The organism is Micromonospora marincola (assembly GCF_056150385.1).
On record NZ_JAXCFT010000049.1, the window covers coordinates 1 to 1,324 of the forward strand.

The following is a 1,324-nucleotide window of genomic DNA, read 5'->3' on the forward strand; positions in this document are numbered from 1 at the left end:
GGATGCTCCTATGGATGTCAAGGGGTGGTGAGGGCGGTGTAGTCGGCGAGGAGGGCGGTGTGGACCTCGCGGATGATGTAGCGCTTGAGGCAGCGGATGATCTCTTTGTTGCTGGGGCCCTGTTTGGTGCGTTTCTCCTGGTAGGCGCGGGTGCGGGGGTCGTGGCGCAGGCGGCAGAGGGCGATGGTGTGTAGGGCTTTGTTCGCGGCTCTGTCGCCGCCGCGGTTGAGGCGGTGTCGGTCGGTGCGCCCTGGACTGGCGGGGATGGGTGCGGCGCCGCAGAGGTGGGCCAGGGCGGCTTCGCTGCGGAGCCGGTCGGGGTTGTCGCCGGCGGTGGTCAGGAGTTGACCGGCGACGTCGGGTCCGACGCCGAACAGGGCGCTGAGGGTGGGGGCGGTACGGGTGACCGCCGGGCGTAGTCGCCGGTCGGCGAGGGTGATCTCGGCGGTGAGGGCCTGGATGCGGGCGGCGATCGCGGTGAGGGCGGCCTTGGTCGCCTCGACGGGGTCGTGGAGTCGGGTGTCGTCGGGGGTGAGGCTGGCGCAGTGGTTGACCAGGTTCACGCCGGTGTGGCCTGCCAGGTCGGCGCGGAGGTTGTCGGGGGCTGCGGTGAGCAGACCGTGGAGCTGGTTGATGGCGGCGGTGCGGGCCTTGACCGCACCGTTGCGGGCCACCCGCAGGGCACGGATCGCCTCCACCGGTCCGGTGCGGGTCTTCGGCAGGCCGCTGGCCTGTCCGGACAGGGCAGCGCGGGCGGCGGCGAGCGCGTCGATCGGGTCGGACTTGCCCTTCGTCCGCCGGGTCTTGCGGTCGGGCCGGTCGACCTCCACGACGGTGATCTTCTGCGTGCTCAGGTAGCGGGCCAAGCCAGCACCGTAAGCGCCAGTGCCCTCGACGCCGATCTTCACGATTGTGCCAAAGGTTCGCAGCCAGGCCAGCAACTGCCGGTAACCGGCTGCGGTGGCGGGGAACTGGTGATCACCGAGTTCCCGTCCGGTCTGATCGACCACGGCGGCGTGATGGGTCCGGCCGTGAGTGTCCACGCCACCGGTGACCTTGCGCTTCTTGGCTGTCATGCTGGAACCGTCGTCCCTTTCGCTTGCACCGAACAGGGTCGGCACGCACTCGCTGGGACGGGCGGACAGGACAGTGACGGGACCTCTTGCACAGGCTCCTATCAGGTCACGACGCCCCTGCCAGTGACGTGCAGGAACGGGGTCACCCGGACCAGGCCGACGAATCCCCTTCAGGACAGCAACGTCGGTCAGGCGGTGAGTCAGACCAGGCCGGGTGACCCCACCCCTCCATCCTCACTGTCAGGCGG

At 69.7% G+C, this 1,324-nt stretch carries 1 protein-coding gene; it reads right to left on the bottom strand.

Annotated elements, in window-relative coordinates:
• Positions 1 to 17: 17 nt before the first annotated feature.
• A complete protein-coding gene (locus SM450_RS30990) occupies positions 18 to 1,076 on the bottom strand; it encodes an IS110 family RNA-guided transposase (RefSeq protein WP_474623321.1) in 1,059 nt (352 codons plus the stop codon).
• Positions 1,077 to 1,324 lie beyond the last annotated feature (248 nt).

Coding starts and splice junctions, on each gene's coding strand:
- SM450_RS30990 (WP_474623321.1), bottom strand. CDS start 1,076: ATGACAGCCAAGAAGCGCAAGGTCACCGGTGGCGTGGACACTCACGGC.